Genomic DNA, 12777 nt, shown 5'->3' with positions numbered 1-12777 from the left:
TCCGCTCCTATCAATGAAGGAGCTTATCTCGCGGCATCATTCACAAAAGAAAAGGTGGGATGTTCGTCGCGCTCACGTTCAATTTTACATGGGAAATCTCTGGCAGGTCCAGAATAGCATTTCGCAAGATTGCCACGAACAATCTGTAGAGTCGCCGGATAGAAGTCTTTCTATGTGCGATTGTTCCGTGTGTAGGGGAGGGAGTCTAGGAGATCTCAGGTCATATCGTCGATTAGAAAAGCGGCGTTGTTGCATGAAACGAATTGGTGGCGGATTCCGATCTTTGATGCTGGCTTATGTGGTTTCAACTTTGACGCGGACGGATTTCGGGCGGGTTTTGTCGCAAACTTTTCACTTCTGTTGAGTTAAATGGGTCCGTTGTGTGTAGTTGAGCGAGGTGCGAGCGAATGGCTGTCGATTTCAAAGGGGCTCATTTTCCCAAAAGCGCCATCCTTTATGCCGTATTCTTCTACCTTCGTTACCCTGGTTCCTATCGTGACCTTCAGGAAATTATGGCCGAACGCGGCGTCGATGTTGATCATGCAACATTAAACCGTTGGGTCGTTCGATACGCGCCACAGATTGCAGATCAGGCACAGAAGCGTAAGCGGCCAACGCTTGGCTCCTGGCGGGTCGACGAGACCTATATAAAGATCAAAGGGAAATGGACCTATCTGTATAGAGCCGTAGATCGTGACGGGCACACTCTTGACTTCATGCTCTCTGAGCGCCGAAATCTCGGTGCAGCAAGGCGTTTCTTTAAGAAAGCCATCGCAAGCAATGGTGTTCCGCACAAGATCGTCATTGATAAAAGCGGGGCCAATCTGGCTGGCGCACAGGCTGTAAACATGATCCTGAAAATCACCGGAGCGGGCAAGTTGATGGAAATCCTGCAGGTCAAATACCTGAACAATATTCTCGAGCAGGATCATCGGTTCATTAAGCGAAATACCAAGCACATGTTAGGCTTCAAAGCATTTCATTCAGCTGCAGCGACCATTGCCGGCATTGAAGTGGCGCACATGATCCGCAAAAACCAATTCGCAAATGACAATGGTTCGCCATTCAAAGTCTTTGCGGAGCTCGCAGCATAATTGCGTCCAGGGATAAGGCCGGTCTTAACCTGCTGAAATATTTGCGACAAAGCCATTCCAAGTATGGTGGAACATGAAACCTTTGCTGCTTTGCGGAATATCTGTTTTTCGACAAGCGCAAGATCATTCCAGGCCCGCTTGGGTTCACGTCCGAAGCGGCGCCTGCTTTGCTGCTGCCAGAGTGTTTCGGCAACGGACTCGATCAACGCCATATGATCCATTTCCACTCTTTCCACCCCCTTGAAGTCATGATTCCAGAATCTATGTGCCACTCCATGAGGAGGACGCTACCCATGAAACAGCTTCGATTCTATGCTGAAAGCGATGGCGACATGAACTGGAGGGTCATCGACACTGTAACTGGCAAGCCGGCTTCGCTCAATGGGCAGATCTGTTGCCTGCTCGACAAGGCGGATGCCGAAGGAATCGTTGACTATCTTCACGGGCAACTGGACAGCCCTGCCACGAAGGATGCCGCTGCCTGATGCGGAATGTGGTGCTATCTTTTCGGCGTTTGTTATCGGATATCCGACGATAAAAAGCTTGCCACCACGCGCAGGATCGAGGCAGCAGGCTTTGCGGTCTTGTCTGCCGTCCACTCAATACTCATGAACGGCACCGACAGATTAACGACCTGTGTTTTACGAAATCTGAAGCGGTGAATATTCCCGCGTTTTGATGTGGCTACTGGCTTTTTTCGACATGATGCCGGTTTTCATGAGCGGCGGGGGCGAGCGTCAGCATCGGCGGCCCATCCAATCTGCGAGCAGGCTTTTCTCATTTTCTTCTTCCTTCTTTTCTTTAATCGGGGACAGACGGTTGGATGCCGGATTGCACTTTGTTCGCGGCTTCTTGATCGTCGGGACGCCAATTGTTATCTTTGTGCTCAATGACAGCATGGAGGTTCACATGGCTGGAAATCTGCACGTCCGAAATCTCGAGGACGAATTGATCGCAAAGCTCAAGACACGGGCGGCACGGCACGGACGCTCAGCCGAAGCCGAGCATCGCGAAATTCTTCGGCAGGCCCTCGAAACGGAAGTCGAACCTTCCTTCGATGAACTGGCTGCCCAGTTGCGGCGTCTGACAGCGCAGCGCAAACAGACGCCCTCCGAGGTCCTGCTGCGTGAAGGGCGCGACGAACGTTGACCGAAACATTCGTCATCGATGCCAGTATTGCGATCAAATGGGTGGTGGAGGAAGATGGAACAGCTTCGGCGCTCGGATTACGACAAGGCAATCGCTTCGTAGCGCCCGAACTGTTGACGGTTGAGTGCGCCAACATCCTGTGGAAAAAGGTTCAGCGCGGCGAACTTAGTCGCGATGAAGCGAAGCTTGCCGCGAATTTGCTTGAGCGGAGCGATATCGAACTGTTCGGCATGAGGGGGTTGCTCACCAAAGCAACGGAACTGGCGACGGAAATCGGCCATCCTGCCTATGATTGCATGTATATCTGTCTGGCAGCGAGCCGGAACTGGCGCTTCGTGACCGCTGATGAGCGCCTGATCAGGGTGCTCAACCAGAAGGCCTCCCCCGATATCGCCAGTCTTTGTGTGACTCTGGAGCAGATTGCATCCGGCTCGCATTGAGGACGAGCCGCTGAGATGTCGCGGACCTTTCATTCGTCGCCGGTCACGATAGCAGGGCCAGCGCAACAAATCATGGAGCATGAAACAGGCAGGAAATGGATCCACTCTTCGAAAGGCTAAACGCCCCTGCAACGATGATGGATGCTGAGCTCGAAATTATCAGGCTCGGAGAAGCTGGCGTTTGCCGATTGAAAGCACTGTTTGATGGCAGCTGCCGCAATGAATGGGGCGTTCCATACCGAAATCTGGGTCTGCCATTGCAATGCGCCCTTGAGATTGCTGCGCGCTTCGGACCGGTCGCCAAACCTCTGGAAACCTGGATCGCCGCCGAGCTGCCAGCTTCGGAAGCGGCTGTGCGCGCATGAGGCAGTACCGATGCACTGAATAGCGGAAGGCTGAAGATCGCGGATGAGCGAAAGCCCGGGATGAAGAATGGAAAGTGTGAACCGTTTGCGGGCGATCCGATATGTTCATGATGACATGACTATCGAATCCCTTTCTGGAAACGTTCACGACCGTTTATCTATCGGAAATCGAAAACGGAATATAGATGGATCGGGTCTCTTTCACGCCGGTTCACATGTTTGTGCGCCGACGCACCGGTGGGCTTTTGTCATGGCCAGATTGGGGCGTGTACCATCGGGTCGGGTCTTGGTTGCTTCCGTCCCCAGGCTCCTGTGATCGTCACCATCCGATGACTGTCTCTGACGCGAGAGATGGCGGCGGTATTTCGCCCGGAAAAGCCGACGCTTTCACGAAGCCCAATCAGGCAGCCGCTTACTGCTTCTTCGCTTCGAGCCTCGCGCCGTCACGAATCTGGCGAAAGGCGTTAAGCGCCTTCAGCATAGCGGTTGCGTAAGTGGCACATGTGACGGTGATACGTCCGGCAGGACGATCCACCATGGCGATATACTGCCGGACACCGGCATGGTTCGGCCCGATGCCCGGAGCGACGATGAATTCGACGCCTGTTGCTCCGTCCTGTTCGAAGGTTTCTGTCTTCTCGACCCGGCCCTGCAGCATATTCTGGATTTTGACCATGGCATTGGTCCGGATCCTGATGGCGTTGGATGCGTTCAGTTCCGCCTGACTTCTTTTCGCATCTCTTGCCGCCGACGCCTCGAAGCCGATCTCGCACAGATGCGAACGTTTTCCCACATGCGGCGGGGTTTTCAAAAGGCTCTCCACACCGATGATCTGCTCATAATTGCGCTCGCTGCGCGGCTGACCAAGTTTGAACGGGGTTGCCACTTCAACGGTAAAACCGGTCTTCTCGTCCATACGTGGACGGCCCCCTGCTCGCAAGATACTTTTAGATGATTTGACCGCATCGCTTGCGTCCATACGTCCGGCCTGTTGTTGCGCTCGCACATGAACGCTGGCCAAGATGGTTTCCGCGACGTGAGTTCCAAACACATAAGCGACCTTGTAGAAGGCCATGGATATAAACGGAGTATCTCTCGCCGTGGATCGATCGATCACACCATCTGCTCCTATCTTGCAAGTTCCGGTATCCACAACTAACGCGGATTACAGTTTAAAACTTTTCGATACTGGCCGATCTTCATGCGACGTCTGCCATCACCGCAAATACCGATTTTGCCTTGTATGTTTCGCACGACACCATGATCTTCCAGGCAATCCGCGCCATCTTGTTGGCGAGTGCGATGGCTGCCAGCTTCGGCGGCTTGCGCTTGAGCAGTTCGGTCAGCCAGGCAGACGCTTTGCCAGTTCCGGTACGGTTTCGTCAGCTTGTATTCTTTCAAGCAGCAAAGGAACATGAGCCAGTCCCTTCGCGGCAGTAATGCCGAATTCAGTGGCATAACCACGGATTGCGTTGGCCAGTTGGGTACGGTTGGCGATCAGGCGGCTCCGGACACCGACCAACATGAGCGCGGCTTGCTCATCAACCGACTTGGCTGGCACGAACCGCATCGTCGGGCGGCTCATCGCCTGCACAGCGCCTCGGCGTCAGCGGCGTCGTTCTTGTTTCGTTTGACGTACGGCTTGACCAGTTGCGGCGCGATCATTTTCACTTCATGACCGAACGAAGTCAGCAACCGTGCCCAGTGATGTGAACCGCCACAGGCCTCGATGGCGATCACGGTCGGCGGACAGGTCGTGAAGAAATCGATCATCTCCTTACGGCGCATTTTCTTGCGCATGACCGGCTTCTCGTCAGCGTTCACACCATGCAGTTGAAAGAAATGCTTTGACGTGTCCATGCCAAGACGGGCAATCTTTTTCATGGGCGGCTCCCTTTGTTTGAGATCTTAACGACTCACTCTGGCACATTTTGATGCCGTTCGGGGGCCATCCACTCCAACAGCTTCGGGCCGGGCCTGATAGTAATCCGAAGGACTGGCAATTTATCGTCAATCGCATTATATTCTTCCAGGAAACTGGAAGAATTATGCAATGGCTCTAAATGCTGGATACATGTTAACTGCCAGCGAAGCCGCCTCGGTCACAGGCGTACCGTTGAAGTAGGTACATCGAATTATCGATGCTGGCCTGATGCGCGGCTTTGTCAGAAGGGAAGGGGGCGGCCGCCGGATCGCTTCTCCCGCGCTCATCGGTTTGCGGCTCGCCTATTTGACGGCCAATGCTCTCACGCCGAGTGCTCGTCAACGCATACTCGAAAAGGTACTATCGGACCAGACACGTACGGTCGTTGAAGAAAGTCCGCTGAAAGTCGATCTCCAGCCGGTCATTCTGGAAGTGGAAGCTGGCCTGAACCGTCTCGAAAGAGCACGGAGTGTAGTGATGTTGGATCCGGGCATTCTGTCCGGAGAACCTGTCCTCAGCGGAACACGGATACCCGTGCACGATATCGCGGACATGCTGAATGCAGGCGAGACGGTGGACGCCGTGGCAAATGCCTATCCGCAATTGAGCAGGGATCAGATCACGCTTGCGGCGGACTATGCCACAGCTTATCCGCGCCGGGGGTGCCCACGTGGAAAACCTGACTGGCGTGCCCAATCCGCCAAACGGAGCCGGACACTCAAGCTCGATGACCTGCCGGCTGCATCGTGAAACTGCCTCTCGTCAGACAGTCTCCGGGATCAGGGTGAGATCAGATATGTTTATTATGTTTACGTTTCGTTCTGCCATCTGTTGACCTCCTCTGTGAGAGGAATACAGGATAGTGACATGCACTTTGACCGTTAATGATACTTACTTTGCCAAAAGTCTTGCCGATCCACACGCAAATCTCAACCGCTGCCGACATTCACTTTAAAAACTGACAAGTTCGATGCGCAACCGGTCGCCGGGATCGATGTGGCGCACAGCGCCGATGACTTCGCCGGAGGAGAGCAGAAATCGCTGTTCCAGTGCTGCGAACGCAGACGCATCATAGCGAAAATGCGGCCAATTAGGCTGTGCCCAGTTCCAGGGCATGAGCGATAGCATCCATTTTTATCGCTCTCAATATCAGATATCTATGAGTAATAGAAGCCGCCCCAATTACTCGCTGCCCTGATTGCGGAGAGATTATGGCGCGACAATCTGTCTGGGTCAGGTTGATTGCCGCGCCGTAGCGGCTTAACATACAGCTTTTTGATGGCTGTTTTGCATACTAGATAAACGTGTCACGCGAATAACCATGGAGGAGATGTGGGATCATGTCGTTACGTCATGCTAGGTCTGGTGAAATCATTGTACTTAGTCCGTTCGGCGTGGACGTGACACAAGCCCGAACTGCCGCTATTGTTAAAAATGACGCATTCGAAGCCATCCGCCTTGTTGTTCATGTTGGTAAAGATATCAAAACACACTCTGTCGACGGCCCGACTACGATTCAATGTCTTGAAGGTCGTGCCATCATTGGTTTGCCCCAGGCCGAGATACAGATATCAGCCGGTCAGTGGCTGTATCTTGAGGAGAATGTCCCACACTCCGTCACGGCCGTCGAACACACTTGCCTTCTCGTAACCATCATTTTTCCGCAGAATGCGCAAGCCAGGGGTAGATGATATGCGGCAGGTTCAAAGACTTCTGCCAACTGCCCAGGATCGATTGGTGACCATCAACATCAATGGGCTCTTAATTGATGCGGCCAGATTGTTAAATAGCCCTCAAAGCAATCTCGTGGTTGTCTGCGATGACAACGGTAGTCTGGCAGGCGTTATCACGAAAACAGATATCGTTGCTCAAATCAGCCGGTGTGATGGAAGTAGTTGCACGGCCGCCGTAGCACTTGTGATGACGAAAGAGGTGGCATTCTGCAAACCAGAGGATTGGCTGACGAATGTCTGGACATTAATTAAGGAACGCGGCCTGAAAAACGTCCCGGTTATCGATACAAATTCAAAACCTATTGGCGTACTTAACGCGAAAGATGTTCTGCAATCGATGCTCACAGATGTAGAATATGAAGAGGAACTTCTGCGCGATTACGTAATGAACGTCGGTTATCATTGACTGTTAAGAACCTACGGTAGTGTTCGCAGCTAGCTATTTCGATAGCATGCCTCGCATTATCCACTGAGGGGCCCGGCCTGGGCGGAGCCCCTCAATCAGACGGAGACCGTGCGGGAGGACGGCAGGTCTCGACCTTGTTTTCGAAAGCAACAGCGTGCAGCATCGTCAGCATACCGGATCAACCTGACCAACAATCGCCCACAAGATTGCCGCCATCTCGCGTGCGATTGCCGCAATGACGACGTTCCTCTTCTTTCCGACAGCCGCCAGTAGCGAGCACATAGTCGTGTCTGTGCCTCCAGGCTATTTCCCGCACGGCCTCCGGTAGCCCTTCTAGTCGTGCCCGGATAGGTTCCGTTACATGCGCCTGGTAACGAAAAGCCCAAGTGCCTTCAACAAGGATCCGTCATGCACGTTGGTTCCCTGCAAGGGTTGGTTATGTACTATTCGATACAATCGAAATCGAACATCACCCTGTATCCTACGACGTTAACGAATAGTCCAGGTGGCTGAGTACGATCCCCACCAGTTTTTCTAATGTAAACTGAGAATCAGCAATCCTATGTCATTAAACCATTTTCAAATGGCCTTACTGAATTGCTGTGCAACGTTGTCGACATAAGCATCAAAAATTACAGCAACTGACCTCACTAGAAAGCGATGTTGTCGATCAACTTCAATTGTATTGTCATTGAGTACTACGACCCCGTCATCAATTAACCGTTTTAATCTCAAGTTATTCCTCAATAAAGCGCTTGCGTCGACACCATACAAACTACCGATCTCGCTGATATTCGCCCGAAAATCGCACATGATCCGCTCAATAATGTGAGCCCTTAGACGATCTTCGACAGTCATGTGATAGCCTTTGACCGTCGCCAGAGAACCAGTTGCGATACGTTGCGCATATTGGCCCGGAGCAACTTCATTTTGGACATAACTGTTCCCAACACGACCAATCGAAGATGCACCGAGACCTATAAGCGTGTCGCAGCTATCTATGGTATACCCCTGAAAATTACGCCGCAACGTCCCATTTTGCGATGCCAGGGCCATGTCATCGTTTTTTAGCGCGTAGTGGTCAAGTCCGATGCGCACATAACCGGCCGCGCCCAACACCGACGATATTGCCTCAGCCTGGTCATTGCGAGCGGCCGTATCTGGCAATGACTGCGTGTCGATCAGGTTCTGGTGCTTCTTGAATGTCGGAATATGAGCATACCCGAACACCGCGAAGCGCTGCGGCCGCATAGTCACGGCAGCTTTTGCGGTCTCGATACACGATTGTACGGTTTGATGTGGCAAGCCATAAATAAGATCGAAGTTAATCTCGCTAACGCCTGCGCTACGCAGATCTATAACGGTTTTTTCTGTCTGCTCCTCGGTCTGTATGCGATTGATCGCTCTTTGTACAACTGGATCAAAACTCTGAACACCTAGGCTGGCGCGTGTAACGCCGACATCCCCCAAAGTCTTTGTCATCTCAGCCTTGAGTGTGCGAGGATCAATCTCGACTGCCACCGCCGTATTGGGAACGAAATCAAAACGCAGCCGAAGCAATGCTATCAAGTTGCGAAATTCCTGCGGTTGCATGATTGTTGGGGTGCCGCCGCCGAAATGGAGATGTCGAACCTTGAGTTTTCCCGATATCTTGGAGGAAACCAGATCAATCTCCCGGTGCAAGATATCGATATAATCGTGGATTGGTTCATCACGTTTCGTGATTGTGGTGTGGCAACCGCAATACCAACACATAGAGCGGCAAAAGGGGATATGAACATAAATCGAAGCCTCCGTCCCAGGCTTAATTTCTGCCAACTTGTCGCTATAGATTTCCCCATTGACGGCGGCGGAAAACTTTGGCGCAGTCGGATAGCTCGTATAGCGCGGTAGTCGTGCTTCGCCGTATTTTTCTATTAACGCTTGCTTCATCGCTATTTTCTTTGCTTTTGGCTAATCGAGATTTCTTCAGAAACTAGGCCTGTTCGAAGGAGGCTTCTTTGCGAAAAGCTAAACATGTGTGCTGATAGTGCAAAGGACAAACTCTACGTGAAAAAAGCCGATGCTCGAGAGCATCGTCCGTCAATTCTCCCGGTAGCGGCCAGGAAGGCCCGGCGGCTGCCGCGCGCTCGATGTTGTCCTACACCGTGCTGCGCGCGATCCCTAGCATTACTGAAATGTCGCGCACACTCACGCCGTCTGCATTCAGGCGAAGCATCTGTCGCAGTTGTCTCATGGTCCGCTTCCGTCTTTGCGGCATTCCTATCTCGTTGCTTGTGATAAGGAGATGCATGCCAAAGTTGCGGACCAGGAAGTTATGGCGCGTCAAATTGATGCGCCATATCCCCTGCCTCGCGCAGTATTTCCAAGGCGGCTTGGCGCTTGTTTACGCCGTTCATGGCCGCTTTGCGGCGCGGACGACGACGGTTTGGCCTTTCGAGAACGGTTACGCACTTCACGACCCGTCAGCACCGATGCCTGGTAGTCAGACTCGTAGCTCAGGATGACGCGGTCCAGCGCACACACAAGTTCCTGGATGTCGATCAGCTCTCTTTCGAGCTGTTTCAGCCTTTCACTCAGAGCGGCCCGCTTCTGCTTCAACTCGTACGCTACACTCATTCGAGGCTTCGTGTTTTACCCGAGCCAAGGTAGTCGGAATGCCATTTCAGGTCTGGTGGTTTTTGCTACCTAATGCCGGTTCAATACACCAACCGATCTGCCGCGTTGTCTAATCATCCTCATTAAAGCTATTGTTTCGCTTGCGAACGCTAGCGCACGTTTTTGGTCTTCTTCTTTACGAGCGGTCTGGCCAAGTTCCAGATAATAATCGGTGAGAAGCTCACATAGGGGTAAAGCTTCGTTCGAGGCCGTATTGGGTACTGCCTCCAGCCCCGGAACAGATTGAAACGGCTGATGGTCAATCGTTGAGGACCTATGCTCCGCCTGTGCCGCCAACGCCCGTATTTCCGTTGCCGTAGAAGGTTCGGTATTTTGAGCAAGGGAATAAAGAAGTTCGCTAAGTCGGTTTTCCAGCGCCGGAAGATCAAGGTTCGCCGCGTTCGTTGTCTCTGCGCGTTCAAGGTGAAACGCGCGCCTACGTTGCTGTCGCAACCTAGCAACATGAGTGAGCTCTTCATGTGCCATGCGTTCCGCAGCTTTTGCAATCTCGTCAGATTTTGCGTTCGCAGCAACATACGTCCAAAAGGTGAAGGCGCGTTCCTCATTGCGGACCGCTAACGAGAAAGCCCGATAGGCGCTTAACAGTTCTGCGGGCACGGTTTCGGTACCTTCGTCGTCAAATACAGCTTCCGGAGGGGATATAATTATCGAATGGCCTTGGCCGCTCGTCTGTTCCCATACCTCGATCTGTTCCAGGTGTTCGGTTTCTTCGGCAACTAGCACTTCGAAGACCCGAGCTAGGTCCGGCCGTTCCATCTCCCTCATGCGCGTAGCGAGGGCTATGTAATGATCAATCGACTCTTGTTCCATCGCTCTGGCAAGAGCCAGCAATTCGTCCATCGATGCAATTTCCCAAGGCTCACGGTTTACTTTTATCATTCCAATCTCCTCCATGGATTGAGCTCAAGATTTTTGTCTGGTTTTTAGAAAGATTTGCATTCGCATTTGATTTGAATCATGGTCCGCCTACATTGCCTGAAGGTATCACCTTTCTCGTTTCATATTCAAAAGAACGACTGTCCGATGACGCCTCATTTAAAATCATTGTTCACATTTCTTCTTCTAACCATGCTGGTCGCCGTGCCTGCAAGAGCTGGGGACCTCGCAAAATACCTGCCGGTCGTTGATCCGCAGACCCTGTTCCAAGGCGCTGACAGTATCGGCAAGCCACAGGGAGAGCCGCCCATTGCGCCGGTAAAAAAGGGGAATGAGCTCCTCGGCTATGCGTATCTGAGTTCGGATTTTACAAGCACGATCGGCTATTCCGGCAAACCGATCCACATTGTCGTCGGCATCGATACCAAAGGCGTCATACGCGGCATAAAACTGGTAGACCACAAAGAGCCGATCGTGCTGATCGGCATTCCCGAAGCCAAGGTTGTGGCTGCGCTGAATTCGTTGGTCGATAGTGACATGAGTGCTGTTGCCGCCGGCCAGAGCAAGCCGCCACAGGTGGAAATCGTCAGCGGTGCCACGGTTACCGTGCTCGTCATGGGGGACAGCGTCGTTCGCTCGGCAGTCGGCCTTATCCGCAGTGGGAGGCTCGGAAATACTCCTGTGCAGGCTGTCGCAGCCAATGTGCAACGCGCGGTTGATTTGCAGATTCGTGAAGAACACGACTGGCAAACATTGATCGGCGACGGCTCGGTTCGCAGCCTGAAACTGTCGGTTGGTGACGTGACGCAGGCGTTTCGTGACGCCAAACATGATCGCGCCGCCGAAAACCCTGAAACAACCAATCCCGACGACGAATTCATCGAGCTTTATGTTGCGCCAGTATCGGTGCCATCGATCGGTATCAGCCTGCTTGGCAAGGATGGCTTCGAACGTTTGCAAAAGCGGCTGAAGCCAGGACGTCAGGCGATCCTGGTTGCGGGCGACGGAGCCTATTCTTTCAAGGGCTCCGGATATGTGCGCGGCGGTATCTTTGACCGCATCGAGTTGATGCAGGACGGGCAGGGCGTACGCTTTCGTGACAAGAACCATACCCGTATCGGCGACATCATGGCCAACGGCGCGCCGCGGCTGCGCGAGATAGCACTGTTCGAGGTGCCTGACGGGTTTGCCTTCGACGTGACAGAACCGTGGGATTTGCAGCTTCTGGTACAGCGCGGTTTCGGTGCGCGGGACAAGGCCAATATCAGTTACGATCTCGGCTACAGTTTGCCGGAAAAATATCTGGCGAAGCAGCCGGAACCGGCTCCTGTCCAGCCTGCTGTATCAATCGCCGACGCACCACGTCAGCCGCAACCGGTCGGCGAAGCCAATGCTGCCGACATTCTGGGCGAGGGCAATCCGCTCTGGGTCCGGATGTGGGAGATGAATCGTGCCAATGTAGTCATCACCGCTTTTGCCATCACGGTTCTTGTCGGCATCTTCTTCTTCCAGAACAGTCTGGTCAGGCATCCGCGCTTCTTCACCTGGCTGCGGCGCAGCTATCTTCTGTTCATCCTTGTCTGGCTCGGTTTCTACAACAATGCACAATTGTCGGTTGTCAACGTCCTGACCTTCACCAACTCCCTGATTACCGGCTTTAACTGGGAATTCTTCCTGACATCGCCGCTGATCTTCATTCTGTGGGCGTCGGTGGCGGCGGGGCTGTTGTTCTGGGGGCGTGGACCCTTCTGCGGCTGGTTGTGCCCGTTTGGCGCCCTGCAAGAACTTACCAATAATCTCGCCCAATGGCTGAAGGTGCCGCAGGTCAAGCTGCCATGGGGACTGCACGAGCGCCTCTGGCCCCTCAAATATATGATCTTCCTCGGCCTGTTTGGACTGTCGCTCTATTCGGTTGCGCTGGCTGAAGTGTTTGCAGAAGTCGAACCATTCAAGACCTCGATAATTCTCAAATTCGCACGTGAGTGGCCGTTTATCATTTATGCGCTGACACTTCTGACTGCAGGCCTGTTCATCGAGCGCTTCTACTGCCGCTATATGTGCCCGCTCGGTGCGGCACTCGCCATTCCCGGACGCATCCGCATGTTCGAATG

Annotated in this window: 14 protein-coding genes and 1 pseudogene; 9 read left to right on the top strand and 6 right to left on the bottom strand. The window is 53.1% G+C overall.

Going from position 1 to position 12777, the window contains the following annotated elements; translation table 11 throughout:
• The first annotated feature begins 407 nt into the window (after nt 1-407).
• From HWX93_RS21770 to HWX93_RS21750, 5 genes are all read left to right on the top strand, one after another.
• Nucleotides 408-1094 carry an IS6 family transposase gene (locus HWX93_RS21770; protein WP_176038695.1) on the top strand — a complete coding sequence of 229 codons (687 nt, stop codon included), beginning with the start codon at nt 408-410 and terminating at the stop codon, nt 1092-1094.
• Between the two features lie 293 nt (nt 1095-1387).
• Entirely contained in the window at nt 1388-1579 is a 192-nt protein-coding gene (locus HWX93_RS21765; RefSeq protein WP_176038694.1) for a hypothetical protein, read from the top strand.
• Between the two features lie 424 nt (nt 1580-2003).
• On the top strand, nt 2004-2243 hold the full coding sequence (locus HWX93_RS21760; protein ID WP_176038693.1) for a FitA-like ribbon-helix-helix domain-containing protein: 240 nt from the start codon (nt 2004-2006) through the stop codon (nt 2241-2243).
• Entirely contained in the window at nt 2240-2683 is a 444-nt protein-coding gene (locus HWX93_RS21755; protein WP_176038692.1) for a type II toxin-antitoxin system VapC family toxin, read from the top strand. The genes HWX93_RS21760 and HWX93_RS21755 overlap by 4 nt, the downstream gene beginning before the upstream one ends.
• Nucleotides 2684-2778: 95 nt before the next feature.
• Nucleotides 2779-3048, top strand: a complete 270-nt coding sequence (locus tag HWX93_RS21750; protein ID WP_176038691.1) for a hypothetical protein — start codon at nt 2779-2781, stop codon at nt 3046-3048.
• Nucleotides 3049-3460: 412 nt separating this feature from the next.
• On the opposite strand, the gene HWX93_RS21745 is transcribed toward HWX93_RS21750, so the two are convergent.
• Both HWX93_RS21745 and HWX93_RS21740 read right to left on the bottom strand, forming a co-directional pair.
• Nucleotides 3461-4165: a hypothetical protein gene (locus tag HWX93_RS21745; RefSeq protein ID WP_176038690.1), complete on the bottom strand. Its 705-nt coding sequence runs from the start codon at nt 4163-4165 to the stop codon at nt 3461-3463.
• Between the two features lie 234 nt (nt 4166-4399).
• Nucleotides 4400-4932 (bottom strand): annotated as a pseudogene (locus HWX93_RS21740) (IS110 family transposase); the annotation flags it as partial.
• Nucleotides 4933-5200: 268 nt separating this feature from the next.
• Between HWX93_RS21740 and HWX93_RS21735 the strand changes: the two are divergent.
• The gene (locus HWX93_RS21735; protein ID WP_176038689.1) at nt 5201-5722 is read left to right on the top strand and encodes a DUF433 domain-containing protein; all 522 of its coding nucleotides are present in this window, start codon (nt 5201-5203) and stop codon (nt 5720-5722) included.
• A gap of 201 nt (nt 5723-5923) precedes the next feature.
• Here HWX93_RS21735 and HWX93_RS21730 read toward each other — a convergent pair whose 3' ends face one another.
• Nucleotides 5924-6088 carry a DUF4172 domain-containing protein gene (locus tag HWX93_RS21730; protein WP_176038688.1) on the bottom strand — a complete coding sequence of 55 codons (165 nt, stop codon included), beginning with the start codon at nt 6086-6088 and terminating at the stop codon, nt 5924-5926.
• A 224-nt stretch (nt 6089-6312) separates the two neighbouring features.
• Here HWX93_RS21730 and HWX93_RS21725 point away from each other — a divergent pair, with 224 nt between their 5' ends.
• Together HWX93_RS21725 and HWX93_RS21720 are read left to right on the top strand one after the other, a co-directional pair.
• Nucleotides 6313-6663, top strand: a complete 351-nt coding sequence (locus tag HWX93_RS21725) for a cupin (protein WP_176038687.1) — start codon at nt 6313-6315, stop codon at nt 6661-6663.
• A 46-nt stretch (nt 6664-6709) separates the two neighbouring features.
• Nucleotides 6710-7111, top strand: coding sequence for a CBS domain-containing protein (locus HWX93_RS21720; RefSeq protein WP_235969184.1), 402 nt, complete (start codon nt 6710-6712; stop codon nt 7109-7111).
• 579 nt (nt 7112-7690) lie between these two features.
• On the opposite strand, the gene hemN is transcribed toward HWX93_RS21720, so the two are convergent.
• From hemN to HWX93_RS21705, 3 genes are all read right to left on the bottom strand, one after another.
• On the bottom strand, nt 7691-9043 hold the full coding sequence (hemN, locus tag HWX93_RS21715; protein WP_176038685.1) for an oxygen-independent coproporphyrinogen III oxidase: 1353 nt from the start codon (nt 9041-9043) through the stop codon (nt 7691-7693).
• Between the two features lie 393 nt (nt 9044-9436).
• Nucleotides 9437-9730 carry a hypothetical protein gene (locus HWX93_RS21710; protein WP_176038684.1) on the bottom strand — a complete coding sequence of 98 codons (294 nt, stop codon included), beginning with the start codon at nt 9728-9730 and terminating at the stop codon, nt 9437-9439.
• Between the two features lie 69 nt (nt 9731-9799).
• Nucleotides 9800-10669 carry a ferritin-like domain-containing protein gene (locus tag HWX93_RS21705; RefSeq protein WP_176038683.1) on the bottom strand — a complete coding sequence of 290 codons (870 nt, stop codon included), beginning with the start codon at nt 10667-10669 and terminating at the stop codon, nt 9800-9802.
• Between the two features lie 144 nt (nt 10670-10813).
• On the opposite strand from HWX93_RS21705, the gene HWX93_RS21700 reads away from it, so the two are divergent.
• Nucleotides 10814-12777: 4Fe-4S binding protein (locus HWX93_RS21700; protein WP_419191165.1), on the top strand; the 1964-nt coding region annotated here is incomplete at its 3' end.

The sequence above is a fragment of the Brucella tritici genome (genome assembly GCF_902825325.1).
GTDB lineage: Bacteria > Pseudomonadota > Alphaproteobacteria > Rhizobiales > Rhizobiaceae > Brucella.
This window is presented reverse-complemented; position numbering and strand designations above follow the sequence as displayed.

Bases quoted from the DNA above. Each gene is read 5' to 3' on its own strand.
- HWX93_RS21770 (WP_176038695.1), top strand. From the start codon at position 408: ATGGCTGTCGATTTCAAAGGGGCTCATTTTCCCAAAAGCGCCATCCTT.
- HWX93_RS21710 (WP_176038684.1), bottom strand. From the start codon at position 9,730: ATGAGTGTAGCGTACGAGTTGAAGCAGAAGCGGGCCGCTCTGAGTGAA.
- HWX93_RS21765 (WP_176038694.1), top strand. From the start codon at position 1,388: ATGAAACAGCTTCGATTCTATGCTGAAAGCGATGGCGACATGAACTGG.
- HWX93_RS21705 (WP_176038683.1), bottom strand. From the start codon at position 10,669: ATGATAAAAGTAAACCGTGAGCCTTGGGAAATTGCATCGATGGACGAA.
- HWX93_RS21725 (WP_176038687.1), top strand. From the start codon at position 6,313: ATGTCGTTACGTCATGCTAGGTCTGGTGAAATCATTGTACTTAGTCCG.
- HWX93_RS21735 (WP_176038689.1), top strand. From the start codon at position 5,201: ATGCGCGGCTTTGTCAGAAGGGAAGGGGGCGGCCGCCGGATCGCTTCT.
- HWX93_RS21760 (WP_176038693.1), top strand. From the start codon at position 2,004: ATGGCTGGAAATCTGCACGTCCGAAATCTCGAGGACGAATTGATCGCA.
- HWX93_RS21730 (WP_176038688.1), bottom strand. From the start codon at position 6,088: ATGCCCTGGAACTGGGCACAGCCTAATTGGCCGCATTTTCGCTATGAT.
- hemN (WP_176038685.1), bottom strand. From the start codon at position 9,043: ATGAAGCAAGCGTTAATAGAAAAATACGGCGAAGCACGACTACCGCGC.
- HWX93_RS21750 (WP_176038691.1), top strand. From the start codon at position 2,779: ATGGATCCACTCTTCGAAAGGCTAAACGCCCCTGCAACGATGATGGAT.